This window comes from Mesorhizobium sp. NZP2077 (assembly GCF_013170805.1).
In the GTDB taxonomy this organism is placed as follows: Bacteria; Pseudomonadota; Alphaproteobacteria; order Rhizobiales; family Rhizobiaceae; genus Mesorhizobium.
Map to the genome: position 1 here is coordinate 4426013 of NZ_CP051293.1, position 24924 is coordinate 4450936.

A 24924-nucleotide genomic window follows, 5' to 3' on the forward strand; every position below is an offset into this window, starting at 1 on the left:
TGTTTTGCACAACTAAAAGCGCTGGTGCATCACGTTCGATTTGCGTATCACTCCGCCGCGCCAACGGAACCATAACGATGTTTGAAGACCTGCAGCCAGCTCCCGCCGACAAGATCCTGGCCCTGATCGGCCTCTATCGCGCCGATCCGCGCCCCAACAAAGTCGACCTCGGCGTCGGCGTCTACAAGGATCGTGACGGCAAGACGCCGGTCATGCGCGCCGTGCGCGAGGCCGAAAAGCGGCTGCTGACCAGCCAGGACACCAAGACCTATCTTGGGCTGGCCGGCGATACCGGCTTCAACGCGGTGATGGCCAAGCTCGCCTTCGGCCCCGGTGCAGACATGACGCGCATCCGGGCGGCACAGGCGCCTGGCGGCTCCGGTGCGTTGCGGCTGGTGGCGGAGCTGCTCAAGCGAACGCGTTCGGACGCCACCATCTGGCTATCGGACCCGACCTGGCCGAACCATATGCCGGTGATGCGCGCCGCCGGCCTGCAGATCCGCGAATATCCTTATTTCGATGCTGCCTCGGGAGCCGTTCGTTTCGACGACATGCTGGCGGCGTTGCGCACGGCAGAGAGCGGTGACGTGGTGCTGCTGCATGGCTGCTGCCACAACCCGACAGGCGCCAATCTGGACGCGGCGCAATGGGAGGCCGTCACCGATCTGGTCGTCGAGCGCGGCCTGCTGCCGTTCGTCGACATCGCCTATCAGGGCTTTGGCGATGGCCTCGAGGCCGACGCCCTCGGCCTGCGGCTGCTGGCGGCGAAAGTTCCGGAGATGGTTGTTGCTTCGAGCTGCTCGAAGAATTTCGCCGTCTACCGTGACCGTGTCGGTGCGGCGATGGTCCTGGCCAGGGACGGCGCACAGGCCGATGTGGCGATGAGCCAGATGCTGTCGGCGGCGCGCGCCATGTATTCGATGCCGCCAGACCACGGTGCCGCGGCGGTGCGCATCGTGCTGGAAGACGCTACTTTGCGTGCCGACTGGGAAGCCGAGCTGGAGGAGATGCGCCTGCGGATGCTGAGGCTCCGTGTCCAGTTCGCCGAGGCGCTGCGCCGGCAGTCCAACTCCGACCGCTTCGACTTCGTCGCCAGCCATCGCGGCATGTTCTCGCGGCTGGGCCTCACTGAAGCGCAGGTCGAACGGTTGCGTGCCGAACATGGCGTCTACATGGTCGGCGACAGCCGCATCAACGTCGCTGGACTGCCTGAGGATGGGATGGACGACCTCGCCAAGGCGATCGTCTCCGTACTCGACTAAAGCGGCTCAGCTGTGGACAAGGCGCCCTCGCCGGCTGACAGTGTTGGCCGCGCGTCAGGCCGCAGGCTAGCATCCGCCGCATGACGCCATCGAAAGACATTTCGCGCCTGATCGAGATCATGGCAGCGCTGCGTGCGCCCAAGACCGGCTGCCCCTGGGACATCGAGCAGGATTTCTCGACTATCGCGCCCTATACGATCGAGGAAGCCTATGAGGTGGCGGACGCCATCGCACGCGGCGATCTCGATGATCTCCGTGACGAGTTGGGCGACCTCCTGCTGCAGGTCGTCTATCACGCGCAGATGGCTGAGGAAGCCGGTGAATTTGCCTTCCCGGATGTGGTCCAGGCCATCACCACAAAGATGATCCGCCGCCATCCACATGTCTTCGGCGACGAAGAAGCCCGCAGCGCCGGCATGGCCAAGGGCATGTGGGAAAAGATCAAGGCGCAGGAGAAGGCCGAGAAGCGAAGCGGTCGGCTGGCACGCGGCCTCGACCCCGAAGACAACGGCAAGGGGTTTCTGGACAGTGTTCCGGTTGCCCTGCCTGCGCTGACGCGAGCGCTCAAACTTCAGGAGAAGGCTGCGCGCGTCGGCTTCGACTGGAGCGAGGCGGCGCCCATCCTCGACAAGATCGAGGAAGAGATCGGCGAATTGCGCGAGGCGCTGGCCAAAGGCGACACGGCGTCGATCAAGGACGAATTCGGCGACATGCTGTTCGCTGTCGTCAACCTCGGCCGTCACCTAAAACTCGATTCGGAAGCCGCGTTGAGCGGCACCAACGAAAAATTCCGCTCACGCTTCCACTATGTCGAGCAGGCCCTGGAGAAGTCCGGCAATACGCTGGAGAATGCCACCTTGGCCGAAATGGAAGCGCTGTGGCAGGAGGCGAAAACGGCGAAGTAACCTGCGTTACCCCTGGTTTTTCCTGCGCAATCGGCTTTCGATCTCTTCGCGGGCGCTTTGCGTCGCCTTGAGCGAGATGGTGGCGCTGCCGTCGTCATTGTCGGCGCGCGAAACGACATCGCCATTGCGATAAAGCCAGTCGACAAGGCCGAACTGTGCCGGCTCGATCGTCACCGTCAGGTTCTCAAGCTCGCCCGCCATGCGCGTCTCGATGATCGCCTTCAGCGCATCGATACCCTCGCCGGTCACCGCCGATACGGCGATCGGCGGACCCTTGCTGCCGTCGGCGGCATCTGCGAGCAGCCGGCTCCTGTTGCCCTCGTCCAGCAGATCGACCTTGTTCCAGACTTCGATCACCCGCTTGGTATCACCGGCGTCGACGCCGAGGTCGGCCAGGATGCGCTCGACATCCTCGGCCTGCGCTGCCGTATCGGGATCGGAAATGTCGCGCAGATGGAGGACGAGATCGGCTTCGACCACCTCTTCCAGAGTCGCGCGAAAAGCGGCGATCAGATGCGTCGGCAGGTCGGAGATGAAACCGACCGTGTCGGACAGGATGATCGGCGTGCCATGTGGCAGGCGCACGCGGCGCAAAGTCGGGTCGAGCGTGGCAAACAGCATGTCCTGCGCCAACACATCTGCTCCGGTCAGCCGGTTGAACAGCGTCGACTTGCCGGCATTGGTGTAGCCGACGATCGCCACCACCGGGAACGGCACCTTCTTGCGCTTGGCGCGATGCAGGTCGCGGGTGCGGCGAACCGTTTCCAGCTCGTGCTTCAGCTTGATGATCTTTTCCTGCAATTGCCGCCGGTCGGATTCGATCTGGGTTTCGCCGGGGCCGCCGAGGAAGCCGGCGCCGCCGCGCTGACGCTCGAGGTGGGTCCAGCTGCGGACAAGGCGGCCCTTCTGGTAGTTGAGATGGGCGAGCTCGACCTGCAGCGTGCCTTCCTTGGTGCGGGCGCGCTCGCCGAATATCTCGAGGATCAGCCCGGTGCGGTCGAGCACCTTGGCGTTCAATTCCTTTTCGAGATTGCGCTGCTGCACCGGGGTCAGCGGATGGTCGACGATGACCAGTTTCGCGTGCCCTTCCTTGACGATCTCGGCGAACTCTTCGACCTTGCCGCTGCCGAGCAAAGTCGCCGGACGCGGATCGTTGACGGTCACCACCGCCGTATGGATCGGATCAAGGTTGATGGCGCGGGCAAGGCCTACGGCCTCGTCGCGGCGCGCGTCAGCCGATCGAGTCAGCCGCGGGCGGTTTGTATCGTCGTCGCCGCGTGGCTGGCGGGTAAGCACAGGCACAATAACGACAGCCCGGGTCGGACCCTTGGCTTCCGTCCCGGGATGATGCGCTGGTTTTCCGCGAACCGTAGCGTCCGCGTCCTTCTCACGTGCCAATCAGGCGCCTTGGCTTTCCTCGCCATCGAACATCTGAACCGGCTGGCTCGGCATGATCGTGGAAATGGCGTGCTTGTAGACGAGCTGGGAGTGACCGTCGCGGCGCAGCAAGACACAGAAATTGTCGAACGAAGTGACCACGCCGGTCAGCTTCACGCCGTTGATGAGGAAGATGGTGAGCGGGTTCTTGCTCTTGCGAACTGAATTCAGGAACAGGTCCTGAAGGTTTTGCGATCGTTCCGCCATTGTTCTTGTCTTTCGCCGATCCCCTTCGGTTTGCAAGCCAATGCGCCAAATTGTCGGGCACATGTCAAGCGTGCAAACACCGTCTTGTCGTCAGTAACGACAAGCAGAACGAGATATATTGATGTTCATTCCACCTGAGCGGTTATCAGGCTGGACTTTTTTCCGCAATGTCAAAAAATGCCTGCCGCAACGAAAGTGTCACAGAGCCGGGGTGGCCGTTGGCCACCGGATCGCCGTCAATGGCCACGACTGGCATGGCAATTGTCGTTGCGGAGCTGATGAATGCCTCGCGCGCCGCCTTGGCCTCGGCGACGGAAAAACCGCGCTCTTCGATCTTCAGGCCGAGCTTCGCCGCAACCTCGAACATGGTCGTGCGGGTGATGCCGCGCAGGATGCCATGATCGGCCGGCCTGGTGACCAGGACGCCGTCCCTGGTGACGATCCAGGCGTTGGACGAGCCGCCTTCCTTGACGTTGCCGTCGGTGTCGACGAACCACGCCTCCTGGGCGCCGGCTTCCTTGGCCTTCTGCTTGGCCAGCACATTGGGCAGCAGTCCGACGGTCTTGATGTCGACCCGGTCCCAGCGGTTCTCGGGCACGGTGATGACCGCGATGCCGGTCTCGGCCCGCTTTGCTCCAGCCGCTGGATCGGCCTTCCTGGCGGTGACCACCAAGGACGGCTTGGTGTCCGCCGACGGAAAAACAAACTCGCGGCTGGCGACGCCTCGCGTCACCTGGACATAGACCAGACCGTTGACGACATGGTTGCGGTTGACCACTTCGCGCAGGATGAGCGGCAGCACGTTGCGCGCGACCGGCCAGGCGATCGACAATTCGGTCAGCGAGCGGTTCAGCCGGGCAAGATGGCGCGGCATGTCGACGATGAAGCCTCGCGCCACCTCGCAGACCTCATAGACACCGTCGGCAAATTGATAACCGCGGTCCTCGATATGCACGGAAGCGTCCGCGTGGACGACGTAGCGCCCGTTCACATAGGCAATGCGCGGCATAGTGGTCCCTCAGAAAAGTCCCGGCTTTCTTATGCGATTCCGCCGCTACCGTAACCGATAATTGCATAGGCCACGGCCAGGCTGACTTTGTCTGCGTCAGACGCCCAGCGACTTCAGCTTGCGGTGCAAAGCAGAACGCTCCATGCCGATGAACTCGGCGGTTTTCGAGATGTTGCCGCCAAAGCGGTTGATCTGGGCGATCAGATAGTCCTTCTCGAACTGTTCACGCGCCTCGCGCAACGGCAGCGCCATGATGTGCTGGTCGGACTGGTTCGGCGTGCGCGGCATGACATCGCCGATTTCGGACGGCAGCAGGTCGGCGGTGATCGGCGCATCGACGTCGTCGCCGCGCGCCAGGATCATCAGGCGCTCGACATTGTTACGCAGCTGGCGGACGTTGCCCGGCCAGTTGTGCGCCTGCAGCACGGCCAGCGCGTCGTCGCCGATGCGGCGCGGCTTGATGCCGGCCTGGCGGGCGATCTGCTTCATGAAGTTGTCGACGAGGTAGGGAATGTCCTCACGCCGCTCGGCCAGCCCCGGCACCATCACCGGAACCACCGCCAGGCGGTGGTAGAGATCCTCGCGGAAACGGCCGTCGGCGATCATGGCTTCCAGGTTCTGCGAGGTCGAGGAGATGATGCGGACATCGACCTTGACGCGCTTGGTGCCCCCTACCCGCTCGAACTGCTGTTCGACCAGCACGCGCAGGATCTTGTTCTGTGTCTCGCGCGGCATATCGGCCACTTCGTCGATGTAGAGGATGCCGCGATGGGCTTCTTCCAGCGCACCGACCTTGCGCTCGACGCCGTTCGATTCGGTGCCGAACAGCTCGATCTCCATGCGTTCCGGCGTGATGTTGGCTGCGCTCAGCGTCACGAACGGCGCGCCTTTGCGCGCCGACAGCGTGTGGATGGCGCGCGCCGCCAGTTCCTTGCCGGATCCGGACGGGCCGATGATCATGACACGGCTGTTGGTCGGCGCGACACGCTCGATGGTCTGGCGCAACTGGCTCATCGCCGACGACATGCCGATCAGGTCGAAGGTCTCGCCGCTGCGCTGTTTGAGGTCGGAAACCTCGCGCCGCAATTTCGAGGTTTCGAGCGCACGCTCGGCAATGAGGATCAGCCTGTCGGCCTTGAACGGCTTTTCGATGAAATCATAGGCGCCACGACGGATGGCCGAGACCGCCGTCTCGATGTTGCCGTGGCCGGAGATCATCACCACCGGCAAGGTGGGATGCATGGTCTTGATTTCGTCGAGCAGCGCCAAGCCGTCCAGCCGCGAGCCCTGCAGCCAGATGTCGAGGAAAATCAACCTCGGCGCACGATCAGCTATAGCAGCGAGCGCACTGTCGGCATCGAATGCCGTACGGGTTTCGTGACCTTCATCGCTCAGGATGCCCGCGACGAGTTCACGGATGTCTTCCTCGTCATCGACGATGAGAATATCAGACGCCATTACCGACCTTTTCAGTTTCTCTTTCGTGTTCCGTCTTGGCTTCACCGCGCAGCGGCGTGGCAACCGCGGGCGGCAGGATGATGCTGATCATCGCGCCACGCCCGCCATGGAAATCCGCAGGGGCATCATGAAGTTCCAGCCTGCCACCATGGTCCTCCACGATCTTCTTGACGATAGCGAGACCAAGTCCGGTGCCCTTCTCGCGTGTGGTCATATAGGGCTCGAGCAACCGTTGGCGATTCTCCCGCGGCAGGCCTTTGCCATTGTCGATGACGTCGATGCGAATCGCACCATTCTGGCGCCCGGCTTGAATCCGGATTATGCCGTGCGAACCGTCCTTCTGTTCCAGTCCGTCGATCGCTTCGGCTGCATTCTTGATGATATTGCCAAATGCCTGCGCCATCAGGCGGCTATCGAACGTGCCCTTGAGCGGCTCGGAGCCGAACACGCGTTCGAACGCAATGTCGGCGCGACTGACTTCGACCAGGAATGAGGCCTCGCGCAAGGATTCGCGCAGATCGATGGCCTTCATCTCGGGCTTCGGCATCCGCGCGAAGGCGGAGAATTCGTCGACCATGCGGCCGATGTCCTCGACCTGCCGGATGATTGTGTCGGTACACTGATCGAAAATCTCGCGGTCCTCGGTGATGACCTTGCCGAAGCGTCGCTTGATGCGCTCGGCCGAAAGCTGAATCGGCGTCAGCGGATTCTTGATTTCGTGGGCGATACGGCGCGCCACATCGGCCCAGGCGGAAGAACGCTGGGCCTGAACCAGATCGGTGATGTCATCGACCGTCACGACGTAGGATTTCTCCTCCGAGCCATCGTCGCCCGCCTCGATGGTGATCTGCACGTTGAAAGTGCGTTCGGTGCCGGCGCGGAAGAATGTCACCTGCTCGCGGTAGACCGGCTTGCCCGACTGGCGGCCGATCTCGAAGACACGGCCGACATGCGGCAGAATGGCGGAAAGGTTCTGCCCGAGTGCGGCACTGGCGGAGATGGCGAGCATCGATTCGGCCGAACGGTTGACGATGGTGACGATGCCGTAGGGATCGACGCCGATGACGCCGGCGGTGACGCCGGCGAGCACGGCTTCGGAAAAGCGCCGCCGCTCGTCGATCAGGTCCTTTGCCGACAAGATCTCGTTGCGTTGCGATTTCAGTTCCAGCAGCATCTTGTTGAAGGTGTCGCCGAGCGAGGCGACATCGCCGTCGGAAGGCCTGACTGGGACCGCGACGTCGAGATTGCCGGTCGCCACCTCGTCTGCGGCACCGATGAGCTGGCGAATCGGCCGCACGAGACGATCGGCGACGGCAATGCCGGTCCAGATCGCCGACAGGATGATGATCAGGGTCAGCGACAGATAGGGCAGCGCGAAGGCGACTTGCGAAGTGCGCCTGTTGTCTTCGAGGTTGCGGTATTCGTCGGTGTTGGACCTGACGATCTGCCGTGCCTTGATTACCTCGGGATCGACAAGGCGGATGGTGTAGAGGTAGAGGCCCTCGATCTCGCGCAGTTTGACGATGGCGCCCATGATGTTGCGGGTGCGCGGCTCGATCAGCACCGGTTTGCCGTCGGTGGCGCTGCTGACCGAGCCTTCCGGCGGTTCCGGCATAGAGAAATCGGCATCGGTCTGGGCGCTCATGACGAACGAGCCGTCCGGCTTGATCAGCGCCGCATGGGCCAGAGACCGGCCCACCGCCTCCTTGTTCATGAGGTCGAGAAAGCCTGTGCGATCAAGGCCGTAGAGCGTGCGCGACGCATCGAGATCATAGGCCATCGACAGCGTCGTGCCCTGCAGATTGCGGGCGTTTTCCTGGACATAGGCATCGGCGATCGACAACGAGGAGTTGACGATCGTCTTGGTGCGGATCTCGAACCAGCGATCGAGGCCGATATCGAGCGTGATCGAGGCGATGATCGCGACCATGATGGCGGGAATGGCGGCAACCAGCGCGAACATGGCGACGATGCGCACATGCAGCCGCGAGGCCGCCTTGCCATGCCGGCGCGCCATGACAATGCGATGCACCTCGCGCCCAACCAGCGCGCTGAGGAAAAGCACGAAGGCGGCGTTGAGCGCGATCAGCGCCCAGGTCGTCCTGGCGTCAGGCGCGATCGGTGTCGCGCCGACCAGGATGGTGAACGAAATGGCCGCCATGACCAGCGCGCCGACGACTGCCACGACGCCGGGCAGCGCCAGCAGGCGGCGCCCGTCGCGGGCGCCGGGTTCACTGAAAAGCGGTTGGTTGAGTACAGGTGCCTGCGGAGCCATGTCGCCGTCTGGGAGCCAATGATTGCATCCGATCTATGCAACGCATTGTGGCGATTATGCAACAAGTGTGACAATGGCAGCAATCTTTCGCCGGTCAGTCCACCGAAAAGACGCTCAGTCTTCTGAAAAGAATCGACGCCGGATCAGCGCTCAGCCCGGCCGCGATGATTTGTAGACATTGACGCCCAGTTCGCGAATCTTCTTGCGCAGCGTGTTGCGGTTTAGCCCCAGCAGTTCCGCGGCCTTGATCTGGTTGCCGCGGGTTGCCGTCATCGAGGCCAGAACCAGCGGATATTCGACTTCGGACAGAATGCGCTGGTAGAGCCCGGCCGGCGGCAATTCGCCGGCAAACGAAGCGAAATAGCGCTGCAGGAAATGCTCGACCGCCTGGCCGATCGAGAGGTCGTCGGGAATGAGGTTGCCGCCGCCGGGGACCACGGGGCGCTCGCCGGTCTTGAGCTCCGCCTCGATGATCTCGGCGGAAATTTCGTCCTGCGAATAGAGCGCGGCAAGCCGGCGCACGAGGTTTTCCAGTTCGCGCACATTGCCTGGCCACGGATATCGCTTCATCAGTTCGATGCCGCCGGACGAGATGCGCTTGGTCTGCAGCCCTTCCATTTCGCCGAGCTTGAAGAAGTGGCGCACGAGATCGGGCACGTCCTCGGAACGCTCGCGCAATGCCGGGAGCCTGAGCGGCACGACGTTGAGGCGATAGAACAGATCCTCGCGGAACAGTCCCTGGTTGATCAGCGTGCGCAGATCCTTGTTGGTGGCGGCGACGATGCGCACGTCGGTCTTGATCGGCGTGCGGCCACCGACCGTCGTGTATTCGCCCTGCTGCAGGACACGCAGCAGGCGCGTCTGCGCCTCCATCGGCATGTCGCCGATCTCGTCAAGGAACAGCGTACCGCCCTCGGCCTGCTCGAAACGGCCGGTGGAACGGTTCTGGGCACCGGTGAAGGCGCCCTTCTCATGCCCGAACAGTTCCGATTCGATGAGGTCACGTGGGATTGCCGCCATGTTGATGGCAACGAACGGACCGCCGCGACGGCGGCCATATTCGTGCAGCGCGCGCGCCACCAGCTCCTTGCCGGTGCCGGATTCGCCTGAAATCATCACCGTCAGATCAGTCTGCATCATGCGCGCCAGCATGCGGTAAATGTCCTGCATGGCCGCCGAGCGGCCGACCAGCGGCATCGCGTCGGGCTGTTCTTCCGGCCGCGCATCGATCTTCGGCCGGCGCGGCTCCGACAGTGCGCGGTTGACGATGTTGAGGAGTTCGGTCAGGTCGAACGGCTTCGGCAGATATTCGTAGGCGCCGGTCTCGGATGCGCGGATCGCCGTCATGAATGTGTTCTGGGCGCTCATGACGATGACGGGCAGTTCCGGCCGCGCCTTCTTGATGCGCGGCAGCATGTCGAAGGCGTTCTCGTCCGGCATCACCACATCGGTGATGACGAGATCACCCTCGCCCGCTGCCACCCAGCGCCAAAGGGTCGAGGCGTTGGACGTGACGCGCACCTCATGGCCGACGCGCGAGAGCGCCTGATTGAGCACCGTGCGGATCGCCGCATCGTCATCGGCGACGAGAATATTGCCGCGAACCGTCATTTGCGGTCTCCTTCACCGTCTTCTTCAGCGCCGAACGGCGTTTCCTTCCAGGCCGGCATCAGGATGCGGAAGGTGGTTCCGCGCGGGGTCGAGTCGCATTCGATGATGCCGCCGTGTTCGCCGACGATCTTGGCGACGAGCGCCAGCCCCAGCCCCGAGCCGTTCGGCTTGGTGGTGATGAAGGGATCGAACAGGATCGGCAGGATATCCTCCGAGACGCCGGAGCCATTGTCGCGCACGCAGAACTCCAGCGGCAGCGACACGCGATCCTGCGTTCCCGGCACCGAAACGCGAATGCCCGGCCGAAAGGCGGTCGACAGCACGATTTCGCCCTGCGGATCGCTGCCGATCGCCTCGGCGGCGTTCTTGACCAGGTTGAGGAACACCTGGATCAGTTGGTCGCGATTGGCGAATACCGGAGGCAATGATGGATCATAGTCTTCCAATATCCTGATTTTCTTCGCAAAACCGTTCTTGGCGATCGCCTTTACATGGTCAAGCACAACATGGATGTTGACGGGATAGCGATCGATCGGCCGCTCGTCGGAAAACACCTCCATTCGATCGACCAGCGAGACGATGCGATCCGTCTCGTCGGTGATCAGCCGGGTCAGCGCACGGTCTTCGTCGGAGGCGGACAGTTCGAGCAGCTGCGCGGCGCCACGTATGCCGGAGAGCGGGTTCTTGATCTCGTGGGCGAGCATGGCCGCCAGGCCGGTCACCGAACGCGCCGCACCGCGATGCGTCATCTGCCGGTCGATCTTGTCAGCCATCGACCGCTCCTGGAACATCACGACGACGGAGCCCGGGAATTCCGGCACCGGCGCGACATAGAGATCGACGACCTTCTCGATGCCGAGGCGTGGCGACGACACATCGACGCGATATTCGTTGACCGGAGCCCGGCGCTCGCGCACTTGATCGACCAGCGTCAGCAGCGGGCTGCCGAAGGGGATCAGCTTGGACAGGGTGTTCCGCGCGAGCATATTCGCGCTGGAGCGGAAGAAGTCCTCGGCATCGGCATTGGCGTAGGTGATGAACCCATCCGTATCAACCATGATCACCGGACGGCGGATGGTGTTGAGCACGATATGGGCGGCCTCTGCCATATCGGTGCCCTGGGTGACGTTGGCGTTCATGCCGCACTCCGCAGGTTCAAGGATCGCGGATCGCGCGAGAACACATTGCGCAGCAAGGCAATGACGCGGGCCGGTTCGAACGTGGTCAGGATCGCCTTTCGGTCGTCGTCGGCGGCGCCAACGGCATGGCGATCGAGATACCAGCCCAGATGCTTGCGCGCCTGGCGCAAGCCGCTCTCGACGCCGTAGAACGCCAGCATGTCCTCGTAGTGGGCGACGACATAGTCGGCCAATGCGGCGGGATTCTGCGGCACATTGGTCGCCGCTTCGCCTGCCGCAGCGGCAGCTATGCCACCAGCGATCCAGGGCGCGCCGTAGTGCGCGCGGCCGACCATAACCGCATCGGCGCCGGATTGGTCGAGAATGGCGGCTGCCTCGGCCCGGGAACAGACATCGCCATTGGCAACGACAGGGATGGATACGGCGTTCTTGACGCGGGCTATCGCGCGCCAGTCCGCCTTGCCCTGATAGAACTGGCAGCGTGTGCGACCGTGTACCGTTACCATCCTGACGCCCGCCTGCTCGGCGCGGCGTGCGAGGATTGGCGCGTTGAGCGCGCCTTCGTCCCAGCCGAGCCGCATCTTGACCGTCACCGGCACCTTGACCGCGCCAACCACGGCGTCGATCAGCGACAGCGCATGATCGAGGTCCAGCATCAATGCCGAGCCGGCATACCCACCGGTGACCTTCTTGGCCGGGCAGCCCATGTTGATATCGATAATGTCGGCGCCCTCGCCGGCGGCGATGCGCGCGCCTTCGGCCATGTGCGCCGCCTCGCGGCCGGCTAGCTGCACCATATGGACGGGCAGGCCGGAATGGCGTATGCGCAGATCGAAGCCGGCCCTGCCCTTGGCGAGTTCGCCGCTTGCCACCATTTCGGACACGACCAAGCCAGCGCCATGCGCATGGGCGCGCTTGCGGAAAGGCTCGTCGGTAATACCCGACATCGGCGCGAGGAACACGCGATTGCGGATTTCCACGCCGCCGACGTCGAGAGGCGCGGCCAATTTGGCTGAGTTAACCATGCACAAAAACCAAGCACGTCCATTCGTTGCACATTCTCTAGCCATACCGGCCGCAATGTGCAACGCGGAATGACGCCACATTAAGGCGCAATTGGGAAAATGCCGGCCTTCGGCTTCTGCAGCGACCAGGGCCTAGCGCGTCCCTCACGGCGCTTTGGAATTCATATTTGACGCATGATCTTTTCGGAAAACCAATTACACTTTTGGGGATCGTGCGCTAAGCCAATCGCCATGACTGACGGAAGTGAAAACTCGAGCGCGACGGGTGAGGTTGCGGTGGTGATCGTCGCCGCCGGCCGCGGCGCTCGTGCCGGGCAGGCCAACGGGCCCAAGCAGTACCAGAACATCGGTGGGCGCGCTGTCATCGCGCATACGCTGGAGATGTTTCTTGCCCATCCGCGAACCGGCCAGATCGTCGTCGCCATCCACGCCGACGACCACGAATTGTTCCGGCAAGCGACTGGCACCCAGGCCCAGCGTGTCACCGCGGTCATTGGCGGACCGACCAGGCAGGAGTCCGTCCGGCTCGGGCTGCTGGCGCTGAAGGCCTACGCGCCGGGCCGGGTTCTGATTCACGATGCCGTCCGGCCGTTCGTCGACGCGGAGTTGATCGACCGCACCATCGCCGCCATCGGCGAGAACGAGGGAGCGTTGCCCGCCCTGCCCGTCGCCGACACGCTGAAGCGCGAATCGGCCGCCGGCGTGGTCGCGGAAACCGTTTCCCGCAGCGGGCTCCACGCGGCGCAAACACCGCAAGGTTTCCCCTACGGGCCGATCCTTGCCGCACACGACAAGGCTCATCAACTGGGCAGGCTGGACTTCACCGACGACGCGGCCATCGCCGAATGGGCGCATATTCCGGTCAAGTTGGTTCCCGGCTCGCCGGACAACGTCAAACTCACCTGGGCACGGGATATCGCCATGGCGCACCAGCGGCTTTCCAGCGAACGCACACACTTCCCCGACATCCGCACGGGCAACGGCTACGATGTCCACGCCTTCGAGCCTGGCGATCATGTCACCCTGTGCGGCGTCGCCATTCCGCATGACAAGAAACTGTCGGGCCATTCCGACGCCGATGTCGGCCTGCATGCTTTGACCGACGCGCTGCTGGCGACCTGCGGCGCCGGTGACATCGGCACGCATTTTCCGCCGTCCGATCCGCAATGGAAGGGTGCAGCATCGCGGATTTTCGTCGAACACGCGGCCAAGGTGGTGCGCGGGCGCGGCGGGCGCATCGCCAACGCCGACATTACGCTGATCTGCGAGGCGCCGCGCGTTGGCCCTCACCGCGAGGCAATGACATCAGCCCTCTCACAAATGCTGGGCATTTCCGCCGACCGCATCTCGATCAAGGCGACAACCAACGAGAAGCTCGGCTTCGTCGGCCGCGAGGAAGGTATTGCGGCGATCGCCACCGCCAGCGTGGTGTTTCCAGGCGAGGTGCCGGAATGAGCAACGCCGAGCTCGCAAACTCCCTGCTGCTGGCCTGCCAACAACGTGGCATCATGCTGGCGACAGCGGAAAGCTGCACCGGCGGCCTGATCATCGCGGCGCTCACCGACATTGCCGGCTCCTCCGCCGTGGTCGACCGCGGCTTCATCACCTATTCCAACGAAGCCAAGATGGAGATGCTCGGCGTTTCCGCCTCAACGCTTGACGCGCATGGCGCTGTGTCGCGCGAAACGGTGCTGGAGATGGCGGCCGGCGCGCTGGCGCATTCGCGCGCGAGTCTTTCTCTTGCCGTAACCGGCATTGCCGGTCCAGGCGGCGGTTCGGCCGACAAGCCGGTCGGTCTCGTCTGGTTCGGCCTTGCCCTGGCCGGCCAGCCGGTTGTCGCCGAGCGCCAGCAGTTCGGCCACAAGGGCCGCGAATTCATCCGCCACGTGACGGTGAGACACGCGCTGAAGCTGGGCCTGCAAGCGCTCAGCCAGAATTAGGCCTGCGGTGCGACACCATAGATGACGTCGGCACGCTTCTCGAAAGCCTCGGCGAACATGCGGAAGGCACGGTCGAACATGGTGCCCATCAGCGCGCCCAGGATACGGCTCTTGAACTCGTAGTCGATGAAGAAGCGGACGGCGCAGCCGGCGCCATCGGGTTCGAAACGCCAGACATTGCTCAGATATTTGAACGGGCCGTCGATATACTTCACGTCGATCGCGTTCTCGTCGGGCTTCAGCAGCACCTGTGTCGTGAAGGTCTCGCGGATCGCCTTGTAGCCGATACTCATGTCAGCCAGCAGAACGGTGCGACCGTCACGCTCCTTGCGCGAGCGCACCGTCAGCGCTTCGCAAAGCGGCAGGAATTGCGGATAGGCCTCGACATCGGCGACCAATGCAAACATCTGCTGCGGCGTATGGGTAACGCTGCGGGTGGCTTCGAATTTCGGCATGAAGCGGCTAGAGCGACTTCTGGAGTTGCGCTTCCCGCGCTGCACGCAGCCGGGCGAAATCGTCGCCGGCATGGTGCGACGAGCGCGTCAGCGGGCTCGATGCCACAAGCAGGAAACCCTTGGTCCGGCCGATCGTCTCGAAGGACTTGAACTCTTCGGGGGTGACGAAGCGGATCACCGGATGGTGCTTCTTCGACGGCTGCAGATATTGGCCGATGGTCATGAAGTCGACATTGGCAGACCGCAGATCGTCCATCAGCTGCAGGATCTCATTCCGCTCCTCGCCCAGGCCGACCATGATGCCGGACTTGGTGAAGATCGACGGGTCGAGTTCCTTGACCCGCTGCAACAGCCGGATCGAGTGGAAATAGCGGGCGCCCGGCCGGACCTTCAGATAGTTCGACGGCACGGTTTCGAGATTGTGGTTGAAGACGTCGGGCTTGGCCGCCACGACGATCTCCAGCGCGCCGTCCTTGCGCAAAAAGTCGGGCGTCAGGATTTCGATCGTGGTCAGTGGCGTTGCCGCGCGGATCGCCCGAATGACTTCGGCGAAATGCTGTGCGCCGCCATCGGCGAGATCGTCGCGGTCGACCGAGGTGATGACGACGTGGGTCAGGCCCATCTGCTTGACGGCATTCGCGACGCGGGCCGGCTCATCGGCGTCGAGCGCGGTCGGAATGCCGGTGGCGACATTGCAGAAGGCGCAAGCGCGCGTGCAGATCTCGCCCATGATCATGAAGGTAGCGTGCTTCTTCTCCCAGCACTCGCCGATATTGGGGCAGCCGGCCTCCTCACAAACCGTCACCAGCTTGTGGGATTTCACGATTTCGCGTGTCTCGGCATAGCCCTTCGAGACCGGCGCCTTGACGCGAATCCAGTCCGGCTTGCGCAACACTTCCTGGTCAGGCTTGTGCGCCTTCTCCGGGTGCCGCAGCCGCGGCGCGTTGGCGATCGTGTCGAGGACAGTGACCATCTGAACCCTGGCTTTTCTTGCGACCGCCCGTCGGCGATCGTCACTTTTACGTCATCTAGGACTTTTCGGTCCAAAGAAAAAGGCTGCAGCGGCGCATGCCGCTACAACCGTTTTCGCATAGCCGGCAACGATATCGACTAGCGGCGCACCAGGCGACCGACAAAGATCAGTAGGCAGGCACCGATGAAGCCGGTGATCAGATAGGCGGTCCAGCCGACGCCAAACACGCCGATATTGAGCGCCTGCAGGATGGCGTTCAACACCACCGCGCCAACGATGCCCATGATAATGTTCATGAAAATGCCGGTGTTGCTCTTCATGACCATTTCGGCGAACCAGCCTGCCAGGCCGCCGATGATGATGGCTGCGATCCAGCCCACGCCGTTCAAGTGCATATGCCTTCTCCTTGCGCGCGTAAAAATGCATCCGGAAACGACCACCGTTGCCGTCGAGTTCCCAGGGCTTCCGCGGCTGAGTCTCTTGCGGCGAATCTATCATGCGTTCAACGCCCGGCCATAGGCGTCGAGCACGCTTTCCTTCATCATCTCCGACAGCGTCGGATGCGGGAAGATGGTGTGCATCAACTCTTCTTCCGTAGTCTCCAGGTTCATCGCCACGACAAAGCCCTGGATCAGTTCGGTCACCTCGGCACCGACCATATGGGCGCCGAGCAGCTGACCGGTCTTCTTGTCGAAGATGGTCTTGATGAAGCCCTGGTCCTCGCCAAGCGCGATCGCCTTGCCGTTGGCGGCGAACTGGAAGCGGCCGACGCGGATATCCTTGCCCTCGGCCTTGGCCTTGGCTTCCGTCAGACCGACGGAGGCGACCTGCGGGTTGCAATAGGTGCAACCGGGGATCTTGAGCTTGTCGATGGCGTGCACGCCGGGAAAGCTGGCGATCTTTTCGATGCACACGACGCCCTCATGCTCGGCCTTGTGGGCCAGCATTGGCGGGCCGGCGACATCGCCGATGGCGTAGATGCCGGGTACGTTCGTCTTGCCGTAACCGTCGACGACGACGCAGCCGCGGTCGGTCTTCACGCCAAGTGCTTCCAGCCCGAGGCCCTCGATGTTGCCCTGCACGCCGACAGCCGAGATCATGCGGTCGGCGGTGATCTTGTCGACCTTGCCGTCCTTCATCTCGACATGCGCGGTGACCGAGTTGGCACCCTTCTCGACCTTGGTCACCTTGGCTTCGAGAATGATCTTCATGCCTTGCTTCTCGAACTGCTTCTGCGCGAATTTCGAGACTTCGGCATCCTCGACCGGCATCACCGCCGGCAACAGCTCGACGACCGTCACGTCAGCGCCCATGGTTCGGTAGAAGGAGGCGAATTCGATGCCGATGGCGCCGGACCCCATCACCAGCAGCGACTTCGGCATCGCCGGCGGAACCATCGCCTCGAAATAGGTCCAGATCAACTTGCCGTCCGGTTCGATACCGGGCAGCGCGCGCGGCCGGGCACCGGTCGCCAGGATGATGTGCTTGGCGGTGTAGGTGCCCTCGCCCTTGACGACCTTCGGCACCGGCGGCTGCGGTTCCATCGGCTTCTTGGCTGTCTTGGAGACGACGATCTCGCCGGGCTTGGACAGCTTGGCCTCGCCCCAGATGACGTCGACCTTGTTCTTCTTCATGAGGAAGGCAACGCCGCCATTCAACCGCAGCGAGACTTTTCGCGAACGGTCGACCACGGCCGCCGTATCGACACTGACCTTGCCGTCGAGCTTTAGGCCATAATCCTTCAGATGATCAGAATAATGCATGATCTCGGCCGAGCGCAGCAGCGCCTTGGTCGGTATGCAGCCCCAGTTAAGGCAGATGCCGCCGAGATGCTCGCGCTCGACGATCGCCGTCTTGAAGCCGAGCTGGGCGGAACGCACCGCCGTGACGTAGCCGCCGGGGCCGGAGCCGATGATGATGACGTCGTAGTTCTCAGCCACGGTTCTCTCCTTGATTCACAATTCCAGCATGCCGCGCACGACAGGCGCTAACGCCTTGCCGATGTTGCGCGTGTTTTCGGCATCGAGATGGACGCCATCGAGCGGTGTACATTTGGCGACGCTCGCGGCATCAAAAAAGCCGCAGCCCATCTCGTCGGCGGCTGTTTGATAAAAGCCGGCGAGCTTGGGCGACTCGATTGCGCCCGTTCCCAACATTTCGGCGTAGTCCGCCTTGCGGGTTTCCACGATATGCGGCGGCGCAACCAGAACAATCCTGGGGATGACATCGCCGAACGGATAGGCGTGCCCTCGCACGATCTCAACGAGGCGCCGCATGCCACAGGACGCGATGACCGCGCTGCCATGAATCGACGGCTTCATGTCGTTCGAGCCAAGCATGATGACGATCAGATCGATCGGCGAGTGCGTGCTCAGGATTGTCGGCAATATCCGCGCGCCATTTCGGTCCGCGGCCGACAGGAAGTCGTCATAGGCCGTGGTGCGACCGCCCAGTCCCTCTGCAACGACGTGGAAGCCCGGTCCGAGCGCTGCCGCCAGCGTGGTTGGCCACCGGTCTTCATAGTCGTGTCGACCCAAGGTCTCCGGGTCGTGTCCCCAAGTCAGCGAATCGCCGTAGCAAAGCACCGTCTTCATGCGTTCAACCTGCCTTTGTGTCGGCTACGCCGCGCTTCACCCGCCAGCGCACGAAAAGCAACTGCACGATGATGGTCACCAGCCCAGGCAAGCCAAGGCCCGCAATGAATGGCATGTCTTTCCTGACAACTGCCGCACTGCTGTCGCTATAGAGCGTCAACGCGACCAGCAGGACAAGCAGCACCGCAAACACAATCAGCGTCCATTTGCCAGTCCTGGCCACTGCGATGACGGGATCATTCATCAGTTGAGCGATGAAGAAGACAAAGGTGACGACGAACGTCACCAGCATCGAGACTGCAAAGGCGACGATGTATGCTCCCTGATCGTCGGTGGCGACAGCCAGCCACTGCGCGACCAGACCGCCGGCAAAGCCGGAAAGGATGAAAGCGAAAAGGCTGGTGAAGAATGTCCGCACAGCCTTTTCCTTTCCTAGACCAGCATGCCCATCGGGTTCTCAATCAGCCGCTTGAAGGCGACCAGCAGTTCGGCACCGAGTGCTCCGTCAACGGCGCGATGGTCGGTCGACAAGGTCACCGACATCACGGTCGCGATCTTGATCTCGCCATTCTTGACCACCGCCCGCTCTTCACCGGCGCCGACCGCAAGGATCGTCGCATGCGGCGGGTTGATCACGGCGGCAAAGTCCTTGATGCCGAACATGCCGAGGTTCGACACCGCCGTGGTGCCGCCCTGGTATTCTTCCGGCTTCAGCTTGCGGCTGCGCGCACGGCTGGCCAGATCCTTCATCTCGTTGGAGATGGTGGACAGCGTCTTTTCATCCGCATGCCGAATGATCGGCGTGATCAGGCCGCCGGGGATCGAGACGGCAACGCCGACATCGGCGTGCTTGTGCTTGACCATGGCGCTTTCGGTCCATGAGGCATTGGCATCCGGCACCGCCTTCAGCGCCATGGCCATGGCCTTGATCACCATGTCGTTGACGGAGAGCTTGTAGGCCGGAGCCTCACCCTTGTCGGTCTTCTTGACGGGAGCTGCCGCATTGATCTGCGTGCGCAGCGCCAGAAGTGCGTCGAGTTCGCAGTCGAGCGTGAGATAAAAATGCGGAATGGTGGTCTTGGCCTCGACGAGGCGCCGCGCGATGGTCTTGCGCATATTGTCGTGCGGGACGAGGTCGTAGGAGCCTTGCTCGAACAGCTTCAGCACCTGATCATCCGACATCGCCTTCACGGCAGGGGCAGAAGCAGCGGCAGGCGCACCGGCGGGAGCCTTGGCCGCAGGTGCTGCCTTGGCGCCACCGCCGGCTATCGCGGCATCGACATCGGCCTTCACCACACGGCCATGCGGGCCGGTGCCGGTCACGGCGGAAACATCGACGCCGGCGTCCTTGGCGATACGGCGGGCCAGCGGCGAGGCAAAAGTGCGCTCGCCAGCCGCATGACCATTGGCGGCCGGAGCCGCCTCGGCCTTGGGTGCGGCCGCAGCAGCAGGTTCCGCCTTCGCCTCAGCCTTTGGTGCCTCAGCCTTCGGCGCTTCGGCTTTCGCTGGCGCGGCACCGCCACCGCTTTTGGCGGCGGCGCCTGCATCCTCGCCCTCTGCGGCAAGCACGGCGATCAGCGCATTGACCTTGACGCCTTCGGTGCCGGCGGGAACCACGAGCTTGGCAACCGTGCCCTCATCGACGGCCTCGACTTCCATCGTCGCCTTGTCGGTCTCGATCTCGGCGATCACGTCGCCCGGCGAAACCTTGTCGCCTTCCTTGACCAGCCACTTTGACAGATTGCCCTCTTCCATCGTGGGCGACAGCGCCGGCATGGTGATGTTGATTGGCATAGTTGCTCTCCCTACAGGCCAGCCGGCCTAACCACGGCAAGTTCCAGACGTTTGCCTCCGAATTCCATGCCAATCGACCTTGCCAAGAAAAAATTGAGGCAGAGGAATGAGGCCGCGAGACCGAGGCAGGCTCCACCGACCGTGCTCATTGCTCGAATCACTTCGAGGCGAACTCCGAAAACCCCACCAGTCAATCCAACAACGAACCCGAAAAACGCCCCAGCCAAAAATCCGCACGCAATGCTGGACAGAAAGCTCCGCCAATACAGCGACCAAGCTATTCCCCTGACATCTGCCATCGTGGCCATTTCTGCTCTCCCCCACAAAAAGCCTGTTAGCGATATGCGACTGCCTTAACCGCCTCGATGACCTCGCCGACATTCGGCAATGCCAGCTTTTCGAGGTTTGCCGCATAAGGCATCGGCACGTCTTTGCCGGCAATGGTGATGACCGGCGCGTCGAGGAAATCGAAAGCGCGCTGCGAGACCTGGTTGGCAATATGGTCGCCGACCGAGCTCTGCGGATAGCCTTCTTCGACCACGACCAACCGGTTGGTCTTCTTGACCGAGGCGATGATGGTGTCGAGGTCGAGCGGACGGATGGTCCTGAGGTCGATGATCTCGGCGTCGATGCCCATGCCGCGCAGTTCCGCTTCCGCCTTGACCGCGTAGGTCATGCCGATGCCGAACGAGACGATGGTGACGTCCTTGCCCGTCTTGTGGATGCGCGCCTTGCCGATCGGCAGCACGAAATCATCCAGCTTCGGCACGTCGAAGGACTGGCCGTAGAGGATTTCGTTCTCCAGGAAGATGACCGGGTTCGGATCGCGGATCGCCGCCTTGAGCAGGCCCTTGGCGTCGGCGGCCGTATACGGCATCACCACTTTCAGGCCAGGAATGTGGCTGTACCAGGCGGCATAGCACTGCGAGTGCTGGGCGGCGACGCGGGCCGCGGCCCCGTTCGGTCCGCGGAACACGATCGGCGCGCCCATCTGGCCGCCCGACATATAGAGCGTCTTGGCGGCCGAGTTGATGATCTGGTCGATCGCCTGCATGGCGAAGTTGAAGGTCATGAATTCGACGATCGGCTTCAAGCCGGCCATCGCCGCGCCGACGCCGACGCCGGCAAAACCATGCTCGGTGATCGGCGTGTCGACGACACGACGCGGCCCGAATTCCTGCAGCAGGCCTTGGGTGATCTTGTAGGCGCCCTGGTATTCGGCAACCTCCTCGCCCATGACGAAGACATCGCCGTCGCGGCGCATTTCCTCGGCCATGGCATCGCGCAGCGCTTCGCGCACCGTTGTCGAGACCATCTCGGTGCCGGCCGGAATGTCCGGGTCGGCGGCGATTTCCGTTTTTGGAGCAGCTGCGACAGGAGCCGGCTTAGCCGCCGGAGTGGCCTCTTCAGCAGCGGCCGGGGCTTCCGCCCTTGCCGGCGCTTCTGCCTTGGCGGGCGCCGCGGCCTTGCCGGCATCGGCGGCACTTTCGCCGTCCTGCAGCAGAATGGCGATCACCGCGTTGACCTTGACGCCTTCGGTACCGGCAGGCACCACGATCTTGCCAATCGTGCCTTCATCGACAGCTTCGACTTCCATCGTCGCCTTGTCGGTTTCGATTTCGGCGATGACGTCGCCGGCGACGACCTTGTCGCCCTCGTTCTTCAACCACTTGGAAAGATTGCCCTCTTCCATAGTCGGCGAGAGGGCGGGCATGAGAATTTCGATCGGCATGTCCTGGCCCTCCCTTACAGTACGATATCGGTCCAGAGCTCGGACGGATCCGGCTCTGCATCGTTCTGGGCAAACTCGGCGGCGTCGGCGACGATGTCGCGAACCTCCTTGTCGATGGTCTTCAGCTCGTCCTCGGTCGCCCACTTCTTCTCGATCAGCCGCGCCTTGACCTGCTCAATCGGGTCATGGTCGGAGCGCATCTTCTGGACTTCTTCCTTGGAGCGGTATTTCGCCGGGTCGGACATGGAGTGACCGCGATAGCGATAGGTCTGCATTTCAAGAATGATCGGCCCGTTGCCGCCACGGCACCACTCGGTGGCCAGATCGCCGGCCGCCTTGACGGCGCGCACATCCATGCCGTCGACCTGGATGCCCGGAATCTTGAACGAGGCGCCGCGATGCGAAAAATTGGTTTCCGCCGACGAGCGCGACACCGAGGTGCCCATGGCGTAGCGGTTGTTCTCGATGATGTAGATCACCGGCAGCTTCCACAGCGAGGCCATGTTGAAGCTTTCATAGACCTGGCCCTGATTGGCCGCGCCATCGCCGAAATAGGTCAGCGAGACATTGTTGTTGTCGCGGTAGCGGTTGGCGAAGGCCAAGCCCGTGCCGAGCGACACCTGCGCGCCGACAATGCCGTGACCACCGTAAAAATGCTTCTCCTTGGAGAACATGTGCATGGAGCCGCCCTTGCCCCGCGACAGGCCGCCACGGCGTCCGGTCAGCTCGGCCATGACGCCACGTGGCGAAAGCTCCATGGCCAGCATGTGGCCGTGGTCGCGATAGGCGGTGATCATCTGGTCGCCGTCGATCAGCGCCATCTTCATGCCGGTGACGACTGCTTCCTGGCCGATATAGAGATGGCAGAAGCCGCCGATGAAGCCCATGCCGTAGAGCTGGCCGGCCTTTTCCTCGAAGCGGCGGATGAGCAGCATATGCCGGTAGGCGGCAAGCTCTTCGTCCTTGGTGAATTCAGCAGGCTTGGGCGCGGAAAGCCCTGATTTGCCGTCGGATTTCGATTTGGCAGGCGCTTTTCTGGCTGCGGTGGCCATGCATCACTCCCTGTTGCGTCTCTTTGCGGACATTAGGGCAGGATGAAATCTGCCCTGGGAAGATCAGCTCTCCCCACCGATTTATGCAAAGCTAACACGCGTCAGAGCGTTGCGCCATGACGAATTTGCATAGCTGGCATGCGCCTAAGCAATTAAAATCATTGAAAATATTGTCGATTAACTGAAATCCGGTTACTTTGTAGATGCCGGCAGCATGATGGTGATTTCATCAGCCTGGGACAGATTGAGCGCCTTGCGCGCCTGCTCGTCGAGCATGTCCTTCTCCAGCGTGCCATCGTGCATGAGCCGAACGCGCCGTTCAAGCTCCATCCGGCGTGCCTTGACGGCATCGAGCTGGGCCTGCAACGCAACCGTCTGCGCTTCCAGCTGATATTTCGAATTGATGCCGAATTCGCCGTGATAGGCATGGAAGCCGAAATAGGCCAGGAACAGGACGCAAAGCGAAGGGATGATCAACCGGCCAGTATTTCTCTGCTTGTGTTGACGCGTCCACATGACCCGATTCCCCATGGCCGCGAACTCAAGCGACCCGGAACCTTTTTCACCCGATTGTGCTTAACGGACGGTTACGGAGACCGGCCCGGCGATCAGCGAAATGAAAAAGGGCGGGAATGCTCCCGCCCTTCGCGCAATCCGAGTTTGGTATTTCGGATCAGCCCTTGATCACCGACTTGCCGGCGTAACGCGCCTGCTTGCCGAGTTCTTCCTCGATGCGGATCAGCTGGTTGTACTTGGCCATGCGGTCCGAGCGCGACAGCGAACCGGTCTTGATCTGCCCGCAATTGGTGGCGACGGCGAGATCGGCGATGGTCGAATCCTCGGTTTCGCCGGAGCGGTGCGACATGACGGCGGTGTAGCCGGCCTTGTGCGCGGTCTCGACGGCATCGAGCGTTTCCGTCAGCGACCCGATCTGGTTGACCTTGACCAGGATCGAATTGGCAACGCCCATGCGGATGCCGTCGCGCAGGCGCGCCGTGTTGGTAACGAAGAGGTCGTCGCCGACCAGCTGGGTCTTCTTGCCGATCAGGTCGGTGAGATACTTCCAGCCTTCCCAGTCGTCCTCGGCAAGGCCGTCCTCGATCGAGATGATCGGGTAATCGGCCGCGAGCTTGGCGAGGTACTTGGCCTGGGCCTTGGGATCGCGCGTCTTCTTCTCGCCTTCATAGACGTAGTTGCCGTCCTTGAAGAATTCGGTCGCGGCGCAATCGAGGCCGAGCGCAATCTCCTCGCCCGGCTTGAAGCCGGCCTTTTCGATTGATTCCATGATGAAATCGAGCGCCACCGGTGCGCTCTTCAGGTTCGGGGCAAAGCCGCCTTCGTCGCCGACATTGGTGTTGTGGCCGGCATCCTTCAGCTTCTTGCGCAGCGTATGGAAGATTTCCGAACCCCAGCGCACGGCTTCGCGCAGCGTCGGCGCGCCAACCGGCAGGATCATGAATTCCTGGAAGTCGATCGGATTGTCGGCATGAGCGCCGCCATTGATGATGTTCATCATCGGCACCGGCAGGACATGCGCCTTGGTGCCGCCGACATAGCGATAGAGCGGCAGGCCGGCGGCGTCGGCAGCGGCCTTGGCCACCGCCAGCGAAACGCCGAGAATGGCATTGGCGCCGAGCCGGCTCTTGTTGGGCGTGCCGTCGAGTTCGATCATCGTCTGATCGATATGGATCTGGTTTTCGGCCTCCATGCCGCCGATTGCCTCGAACAGCTCGCCATTGACCGCCTCTACGGCCTTCAGCACGCCCTTGCCGAGATAGCGGGCCCCGCCGTCGCGAAGCTCGACGGCTTCGTGAGCGCCGGTCGAGGCGCCCGACGGCACCGCGGCGCGGCCCAACGAGCCGTCTTCGAGTACAACATCGACCTCGACGGTCGGGTTTCCACGGCTGTCCAGGATTTCACGTCCGACAATGTCGATGATGGCGGTCATTGCGATGTCCCCGATTGATCTGACGAAAGGTCGCGCCCGTCTTAGCCAAAGCGACGCAAAAGGCAATCCGGCATGGCCGAATAGTGCCACCAGCCCGATTCACGAAGC

Annotated in this window: 23 protein-coding genes; 4 read left to right on the forward strand and 19 right to left on the reverse strand. The window is 62.6% G+C overall.

Features of this window, described 5'->3' with window-relative positions; translation table 11 throughout:
- Positions 1 to 77: 77 nt before the first annotated feature.
- Together HGP13_RS22060 and mazG are read left to right on the forward strand one after the other, a co-directional pair.
- Positions 78 to 1262, forward strand: a complete 1185-nt coding sequence (locus HGP13_RS22060; protein WP_172229034.1) for an amino acid aminotransferase — start codon at positions 78 to 80, stop codon at positions 1260 to 1262.
- 80 nt (positions 1263 to 1342) lie between these two features.
- The gene (mazG, locus tag HGP13_RS22065) at positions 1343 to 2167 is read left to right on the forward strand and encodes a nucleoside triphosphate pyrophosphohydrolase (RefSeq protein WP_172229036.1); all 825 of its coding nucleotides are present in this window, start codon (positions 1343 to 1345) and stop codon (positions 2165 to 2167) included.
- A 6-nt stretch (positions 2168 to 2173) separates the two neighbouring features.
- On the opposite strand, the gene hflX is transcribed toward mazG, so the two are convergent.
- The 8 genes from hflX to dusB all read right to left on the reverse strand — a co-directional run bounded on the left by hflX (position 2174) and on the right by dusB (position 12328).
- Entirely contained in the window at positions 2174 to 3565 is a 1392-nt protein-coding gene (hflX, locus tag HGP13_RS22070; protein WP_172229038.1) for a GTPase HflX, read from the reverse strand.
- Positions 3566 to 3811, reverse strand: a complete 246-nt coding sequence (gene hfq, locus HGP13_RS22075; RefSeq protein WP_006202172.1) for an RNA chaperone Hfq — start codon at positions 3809 to 3811, stop codon at positions 3566 to 3568.
- Positions 3812 to 3956: 145 nt separating this feature from the next.
- Positions 3957 to 4820: a D-amino-acid transaminase gene (locus HGP13_RS22080; protein ID WP_172229040.1), complete on the reverse strand. Its 864-nt coding sequence runs from the start codon at positions 4818 to 4820 to the stop codon at positions 3957 to 3959.
- A gap of 96 nt (positions 4821 to 4916) precedes the next feature.
- Positions 4917 to 6278, reverse strand: a complete 1362-nt coding sequence (locus tag HGP13_RS22085) for a sigma-54 dependent transcriptional regulator (protein WP_010909346.1) — start codon at positions 6276 to 6278, stop codon at positions 4917 to 4919.
- Positions 6268 to 8553 (reverse strand): PAS domain-containing sensor histidine kinase, encoded by a 2286-nt coding sequence (locus HGP13_RS22090; RefSeq protein ID WP_172229042.1) that lies wholly within the window; start codon positions 8551 to 8553, stop codon positions 6268 to 6270. Before HGP13_RS22090 ends, HGP13_RS22085 begins: the two co-directional genes overlap by 11 nt.
- A gap of 150 nt (positions 8554 to 8703) precedes the next feature.
- Positions 8704 to 10164 carry a nitrogen regulation protein NR(I) gene (gene ntrC / locus HGP13_RS22095; RefSeq protein WP_027045043.1) on the reverse strand — a complete coding sequence of 487 codons (1461 nt, stop codon included), beginning with the start codon at positions 10162 to 10164 and terminating at the stop codon, positions 8704 to 8706.
- Positions 10161 to 11303 (reverse strand): nitrogen regulation protein NR(II), encoded by a 1143-nt coding sequence (locus tag HGP13_RS22100; RefSeq protein WP_172229044.1) that lies wholly within the window; start codon positions 11301 to 11303, stop codon positions 10161 to 10163. Before HGP13_RS22100 ends, ntrC begins: the two co-directional genes overlap by 4 nt.
- On the reverse strand, positions 11300 to 12328 hold the full coding sequence (gene dusB / locus HGP13_RS22105; RefSeq protein ID WP_172229046.1) for a tRNA dihydrouridine synthase DusB: 1029 nt from the start codon (positions 12326 to 12328) through the stop codon (positions 11300 to 11302). Before dusB ends, HGP13_RS22100 begins: the two co-directional genes overlap by 4 nt.
- 231 nt (positions 12329 to 12559) lie before the next feature.
- Here dusB and HGP13_RS22110 point away from each other — a divergent pair, with 231 nt between their 5' ends.
- Positions 12560 to 13783, forward strand: a complete 1224-nt coding sequence (locus HGP13_RS22110; protein ID WP_172229048.1) for a bifunctional 2-C-methyl-D-erythritol 4-phosphate cytidylyltransferase/2-C-methyl-D-erythritol 2,4-cyclodiphosphate synthase — start codon at positions 12560 to 12562, stop codon at positions 13781 to 13783.
- Positions 13780 to 14268 carry a CinA family protein gene (locus HGP13_RS22115; protein ID WP_172229050.1) on the forward strand — a complete coding sequence of 163 codons (489 nt, stop codon included), beginning with the start codon at positions 13780 to 13782 and terminating at the stop codon, positions 14266 to 14268. The genes HGP13_RS22110 and HGP13_RS22115 overlap by 4 nt, the downstream gene beginning before the upstream one ends.
- Here the strand turns inward: HGP13_RS22115 and HGP13_RS22120 are convergent.
- The 11 genes from HGP13_RS22120 to eno all read right to left on the reverse strand — a co-directional run bounded on the left by HGP13_RS22120 (position 14265) and on the right by eno (position 24816).
- Positions 14265 to 14723 (reverse strand): type II toxin-antitoxin system RatA family toxin, encoded by a 459-nt coding sequence (locus HGP13_RS22120; protein ID WP_172229052.1) that lies wholly within the window; start codon positions 14721 to 14723, stop codon positions 14265 to 14267. The genes HGP13_RS22115 and HGP13_RS22120 overlap by 4 nt on opposite strands.
- A 7-nt stretch (positions 14724 to 14730) precedes the next feature.
- On the reverse strand, positions 14731 to 15696 hold the full coding sequence (gene lipA / locus HGP13_RS22125) for a lipoyl synthase (protein WP_172229054.1): 966 nt from the start codon (positions 15694 to 15696) through the stop codon (positions 14731 to 14733).
- A 137-nt stretch (positions 15697 to 15833) separates the two neighbouring features.
- Positions 15834 to 16091, reverse strand: coding sequence for a GlsB/YeaQ/YmgE family stress response membrane protein (locus tag HGP13_RS22130; protein ID WP_027028909.1), 258 nt, complete (start codon positions 16089 to 16091; stop codon positions 15834 to 15836).
- A 99-nt stretch (positions 16092 to 16190) separates the two neighbouring features.
- Positions 16191 to 17636, reverse strand: a complete 1446-nt coding sequence (lpdA, locus tag HGP13_RS22135) for a dihydrolipoyl dehydrogenase (protein ID WP_172229056.1) — start codon at positions 17634 to 17636, stop codon at positions 16191 to 16193.
- A gap of 15 nt (positions 17637 to 17651) precedes the next feature.
- The gene (locus HGP13_RS22140) at positions 17652 to 18290 is read right to left on the reverse strand and encodes an SGNH/GDSL hydrolase family protein (RefSeq protein ID WP_172229058.1); all 639 of its coding nucleotides are present in this window, start codon (positions 18288 to 18290) and stop codon (positions 17652 to 17654) included.
- 4 nt (positions 18291 to 18294) lie between these two features.
- Positions 18295 to 18708, reverse strand: coding sequence for a hypothetical protein (locus HGP13_RS22145; protein WP_172229060.1), 414 nt, complete (start codon positions 18706 to 18708; stop codon positions 18295 to 18297).
- 14 nt (positions 18709 to 18722) lie between these two features.
- Positions 18723 to 20084 carry a pyruvate dehydrogenase complex dihydrolipoamide acetyltransferase gene (locus HGP13_RS22150; RefSeq protein WP_172229062.1) on the reverse strand — a complete coding sequence of 454 codons (1362 nt, stop codon included), beginning with the start codon at positions 20082 to 20084 and terminating at the stop codon, positions 18723 to 18725.
- A gap of 334 nt (positions 20085 to 20418) precedes the next feature.
- Positions 20419 to 21816: a pyruvate dehydrogenase complex E1 component subunit beta gene (locus HGP13_RS22155; protein WP_172229064.1), complete on the reverse strand. Its 1398-nt coding sequence runs from the start codon at positions 21814 to 21816 to the stop codon at positions 20419 to 20421.
- Positions 21817 to 21830: 14 nt separating this feature from the next.
- The gene (gene pdhA / locus HGP13_RS22160) at positions 21831 to 22868 is read right to left on the reverse strand and encodes a pyruvate dehydrogenase (acetyl-transferring) E1 component subunit alpha (RefSeq protein ID WP_172229066.1); all 1038 of its coding nucleotides are present in this window, start codon (positions 22866 to 22868) and stop codon (positions 21831 to 21833) included.
- Positions 22869 to 23060: 192 nt separating this feature from the next.
- Entirely contained in the window at positions 23061 to 23384 is a 324-nt protein-coding gene (locus HGP13_RS22165) for a septum formation initiator family protein (protein WP_172229068.1), read from the reverse strand.
- A gap of 157 nt (positions 23385 to 23541) precedes the next feature.
- Positions 23542 to 24816, reverse strand: coding sequence for a phosphopyruvate hydratase (eno, locus tag HGP13_RS22170; RefSeq protein WP_172229070.1), 1275 nt, complete (start codon positions 24814 to 24816; stop codon positions 23542 to 23544).
- Between the last annotated feature and the right edge of the window lie 108 nt (positions 24817 to 24924).

Excerpts from the sequence above, each read along its gene's own strand:
- HGP13_RS22110 (WP_172229048.1), top strand. The coding sequence starts at position 12,560 with ATGACTGACGGAAGTGAAAACTCGAGCGCGACGGGTGAGGTTGCGGTG.
- lipA (WP_172229054.1), bottom strand. The coding sequence starts at position 15,696 with ATGGTCACTGTCCTCGACACGATCGCCAACGCGCCGCGGCTGCGGCAC.
- ntrC (WP_027045043.1), bottom strand. The coding sequence starts at position 10,164 with ATGACGGTTCGCGGCAATATTCTCGTCGCCGATGACGATGCGGCGATC.
- pdhA (WP_172229066.1), bottom strand. The coding sequence starts at position 22,868 with ATGGCCACCGCAGCCAGAAAAGCGCCTGCCAAATCGAAATCCGACGGC.
- HGP13_RS22080 (WP_172229040.1), bottom strand. The coding sequence starts at position 4,820 with ATGCCGCGCATTGCCTATGTGAACGGGCGCTACGTCGTCCACGCGGAC.
- HGP13_RS22085 (WP_010909346.1), bottom strand. The coding sequence starts at position 6,278 with ATGGCGTCTGATATTCTCATCGTCGATGACGAGGAAGACATCCGTGAA.
- HGP13_RS22090 (WP_172229042.1), bottom strand. The coding sequence starts at position 8,553 with ATGGCTCCGCAGGCACCTGTACTCAACCAACCGCTTTTCAGTGAACCC.
- HGP13_RS22060 (WP_172229034.1), top strand. The coding sequence starts at position 78 with ATGTTTGAAGACCTGCAGCCAGCTCCCGCCGACAAGATCCTGGCCCTG.
- dusB (WP_172229046.1), bottom strand. The coding sequence starts at position 12,328 with ATGGTTAACTCAGCCAAATTGGCCGCGCCTCTCGACGTCGGCGGCGTG.
- HGP13_RS22140 (WP_172229058.1), bottom strand. The coding sequence starts at position 18,290 with ATGAAGACGGTGCTTTGCTACGGCGATTCGCTGACTTGGGGACACGAC.
- HGP13_RS22130 (WP_027028909.1), bottom strand. The coding sequence starts at position 16,091 with ATGCACTTGAACGGCGTGGGCTGGATCGCAGCCATCATCATCGGCGGC.
- HGP13_RS22120 (WP_172229052.1), bottom strand. The coding sequence starts at position 14,723 with ATGCCGAAATTCGAAGCCACCCGCAGCGTTACCCATACGCCGCAGCAG.
- HGP13_RS22115 (WP_172229050.1), top strand. The coding sequence starts at position 13,780 with ATGAGCAACGCCGAGCTCGCAAACTCCCTGCTGCTGGCCTGCCAACAA.
- hfq (WP_006202172.1), bottom strand. The coding sequence starts at position 3,811 with ATGGCGGAACGATCGCAAAACCTTCAGGACCTGTTCCTGAATTCAGTT.
- eno (WP_172229070.1), bottom strand. The coding sequence starts at position 24,816 with ATGACCGCCATCATCGACATTGTCGGACGTGAAATCCTGGACAGCCGT.
- HGP13_RS22155 (WP_172229064.1), bottom strand. The coding sequence starts at position 21,816 with ATGCCGATCGAAATTCTCATGCCCGCCCTCTCGCCGACTATGGAAGAG.
- HGP13_RS22165 (WP_172229068.1), bottom strand. The coding sequence starts at position 23,384 with ATGTGGACGCGTCAACACAAGCAGAGAAATACTGGCCGGTTGATCATC.
- HGP13_RS22150 (WP_172229062.1), bottom strand. The coding sequence starts at position 20,084 with ATGCCAATCAACATCACCATGCCGGCGCTGTCGCCCACGATGGAAGAG.
- mazG (WP_172229036.1), top strand. The coding sequence starts at position 1,343 with ATGACGCCATCGAAAGACATTTCGCGCCTGATCGAGATCATGGCAGCG.
- HGP13_RS22100 (WP_172229044.1), bottom strand. The coding sequence starts at position 11,303 with ATGAACGCCAACGTCACCCAGGGCACCGATATGGCAGAGGCCGCCCAT.